This window comes from Anaeromassilibacillus sp. An250, assembly GCF_002159845.1.
In the GTDB taxonomy this organism is placed as follows: Bacteria; Bacillota; Clostridia; order Oscillospirales; family Acutalibacteraceae; genus Anaeromassilibacillus; species Anaeromassilibacillus stercoravium.
In genome coordinates this window covers 1-2,131 of record NZ_NFJK01000050.1, presented here as the reverse complement: position 1 = coordinate 2,131, position 2,131 = coordinate 1, and the positions used below count along the sequence as shown (strand labels likewise).

General features: G+C 56.5%; 4 protein-coding genes and 2 pseudogenes. 2 read left to right on the top strand and 4 right to left on the bottom strand.

Annotated features, from left to right (window positions below; all coding sequences use genetic code 11):
* From B5F54_RS18470 to B5F54_RS17830, 3 genes and pseudogenes are all read right to left on the bottom strand, one after another.
* Window positions 1-89, bottom strand: a pseudogene (locus B5F54_RS18470) (phage replisome organizer N-terminal domain-containing protein); the annotation flags it as partial.
* A 114-nt stretch (window positions 90-203) separates the two neighbouring features.
* The gene (locus B5F54_RS17010; RefSeq protein ID WP_087235324.1) at window positions 204-602 is read right to left on the bottom strand and encodes a cysteine-rich VLP domain-containing protein; all 399 of its coding nucleotides are present in this window, start codon (window positions 600-602) and stop codon (window positions 204-206) included.
* Entirely contained in the window at window positions 583-759 is a 177-nt protein-coding gene (locus B5F54_RS17830; protein ID WP_009296691.1) for a hypothetical protein, read from the bottom strand. The genes B5F54_RS17010 and B5F54_RS17830 overlap by 20 nt, the downstream gene beginning before the upstream one ends.
* Before the next feature lie 106 nt (window positions 760-865).
* Here B5F54_RS17830 and B5F54_RS17005 point away from each other — a divergent pair, with 106 nt between their 5' ends.
* Window positions 866-1,144 carry a type II toxin-antitoxin system RelB/DinJ family antitoxin gene (locus B5F54_RS17005; protein WP_003509354.1) on the top strand — a complete coding sequence of 93 codons (279 nt, stop codon included), beginning with the start codon at window positions 866-868 and terminating at the stop codon, window positions 1,142-1,144.
* Window positions 1,141-1,431, top strand: coding sequence for a type II toxin-antitoxin system YafQ family toxin (locus B5F54_RS17000; protein WP_087235323.1), 291 nt, complete (start codon window positions 1,141-1,143; stop codon window positions 1,429-1,431). Before B5F54_RS17005 ends, B5F54_RS17000 begins: the two co-directional genes overlap by 4 nt.
* A gap of 106 nt (window positions 1,432-1,537) precedes the next feature.
* Here the strand turns inward: B5F54_RS17000 and B5F54_RS16995 are convergent.
* A pseudogene (locus tag B5F54_RS16995) lies at window positions 1,538-2,131 on the bottom strand (MobQ family relaxase); the annotation flags it as partial.

Below are 2,131 nucleotides of genomic sequence, written 5' to 3'. Positions count from 1 at the left end.
TCCTGCATACTTTCCAGCAGCACGATGGAGTCATCGTCAAAATAGTTCTCTTTGAGTTTCAGGTAGTAATATTTTCGGTTGTCTGACATAGGGTTCCTCCTTGGGGTTTATTTCAGGGGTCTGTACGCCTTTAGAGGGCTGTTTTGGGGGCCAGAGGATAAATCTATCAGGCCCCCAGCGACACCCTCGAAAAAGTCCTTGATTTACAAGGGTTTTTCAGCCCCTAAATGCGTAGAAAGGTAGTATCTTTTCCGCTGTCGTTCTGCCTCTTTGCGGCGGCGTACCTGAACAGCACATTCCGGGCAGTATTTGGCCCGGTTGGAGCCGGGGGTGAACAGCGCCCCGCAGACGGCGCACCGCTTGGCGTCCAGGCGGTGGAACAGGGCCGTTTCCAGTTCCCTGTCCAGCGGCAGCACCGCCGCCCGGAACCACCGGCACAACAGGGAGTAGGAAATGGACTGGACGCAGACACATTCCTCCCCATCATCCAGCGCGATACAGTGGCCGCCGTCATAGTTGCAGCACTCATGTACCAGCCGCCGCGCTCTGCGGTACTGGCGGTAGTCCATGACGGGGACGGGTTCAGGCTTGCTTTTTTTCATGCTGGCACTTCCCACACCCGCCGCAGTTGCCGCAGCCCTGGCAGGCATGGGCCTCCGGCTCCGGGCCGGTGGGCGCGTCTGCCGATTCCGGCTGCAAGAGGGCAAGGGGCAGGCGGATATTCAGGTGGATAGTGACGGGCAAAATAATTTGCTTCATACAGTGACCTCCTTCAATGAATTTACTGTTAAATATTCGTGCAAAGTATTGTTTTCTTCGTGCAAATGGCATATACTAAAAGTACCAGCAGAAAGGGGTTGATGATATGGCTGGAAATACCACAAACATCAGCATCCGCATGGACGCGGATTTGAAGGCACAGGCCGACGCCCTGTTTGCGGAACTCGGCATGAATTTATCCACGGCGTTCAACATCTTCGTGCGCCAGTCGCTTCGTGAGGGCGGCATTCCCTTTGAGGTGAAGCTGGAACAGCCCAACAAGGAAACGATTGCTGCCATGCTGGAAGCGGAAAGGATTGCAAAAGACCCGTCTGTAAAGGGATACAATGACCTTGACGAGTTGTTTGCCGACCTGAAAAAATGAGGAAAACAAAGTACACCGTCAAGTACACGACCGTTTTCAAAAAGGACTACAAGCGGGCAATCAAGCGCGGCCTGAAAATCGAATTGCTGGAACAGGTCGTGGCGCTGCTGTCGATGGGCGAACCGCTGCCGGATAAAAACCGCGATCACGATTTGTCCGGCGATTGGGTGGGCCATCGGGAATGTCACATTCTCCCGGACTGGCTGCTCATTTACCGTATCGAGGATGATGTGCTGGTGCTGACGCTTGCCCGCACCGGGTCGCACAGCGACTTGTTCGGCAAATAAACCATCTGCCGCCGTATGGGGAAACCTGTACGGCGGTTTTTCTGTGTGCAAAAGGGTGTCGTGAAACGCGACGCACCTGAAAGGGGTCGGCAAAGCGCCGTACCCTTTACCGCTCCGGCCCCCGGTCGCGGGGCTTGTCCCGTTCCTGCCGGGCCAGTTGGTCGGCGGCCTTGCGGAGCCGTTCCACAGCTTTTAGCTCCTCCCGCATAGCTTTCATGTCGATGCTGTCCACCTGTTTCTGGGCGGTCAACAGGTCGATCTCACGCCGCCATTCCTTCGGGGTGATTTCCTCGCCGCTGGCTTTCAGTTCTTTCAGATACCGGGCCGCCGCGTCATAGAGGATCAGTTCCCGGCTGTGGCGCTGCTCGAACAGTTCCCGCTTCTCCGGCTTTACCCTGGCAAGCTGCTTGTGGACAGTCTTATACTCGTTGTACTGCGCCCACATCTCCCCGCGCTCGGTGAGGACAGCGATCCGGCGCTCAGCCTTGACGATCTCTCGCCGCAGGTCATAGTAATGGGTGTTCATATCTGCGATTTTTTCATGGAGCTGCTGCATGGATTGGATGCCGTTTGCCTGCAAAAAGCTGAACAGGGCGGCGCTCTCCTGTAAAGCCCGGATTTTGCCGGTGCGGGTGTCGGGCCGCTTGAGCTGCTGCTGGGCCTCCCACAAGTCAATCATGCTGGGCTGCTGGCCCTCCGG

What these genes read in the sequence shown, in the direction of transcription:
- B5F54_RS17005 (WP_003509354.1), top strand. Translation starts at nt 866, where the DNA reads ATGGCTGGAAATACCACAAACATCAGCATCCGCATGGACGCGGATTTG.
- B5F54_RS17010 (WP_087235324.1), bottom strand. Translation starts at nt 602, where the DNA reads ATGAAAAAAAGCAAGCCTGAACCCGTCCCCGTCATGGACTACCGCCAG.
- B5F54_RS17830 (WP_009296691.1), bottom strand. Translation starts at nt 759, where the DNA reads ATGAAGCAAATTATTTTGCCCGTCACTATCCACCTGAATATCCGCCTG.
- B5F54_RS17000 (WP_087235323.1), top strand. Translation starts at nt 1,141, where the DNA reads ATGAGGAAAACAAAGTACACCGTCAAGTACACGACCGTTTTCAAAAAG.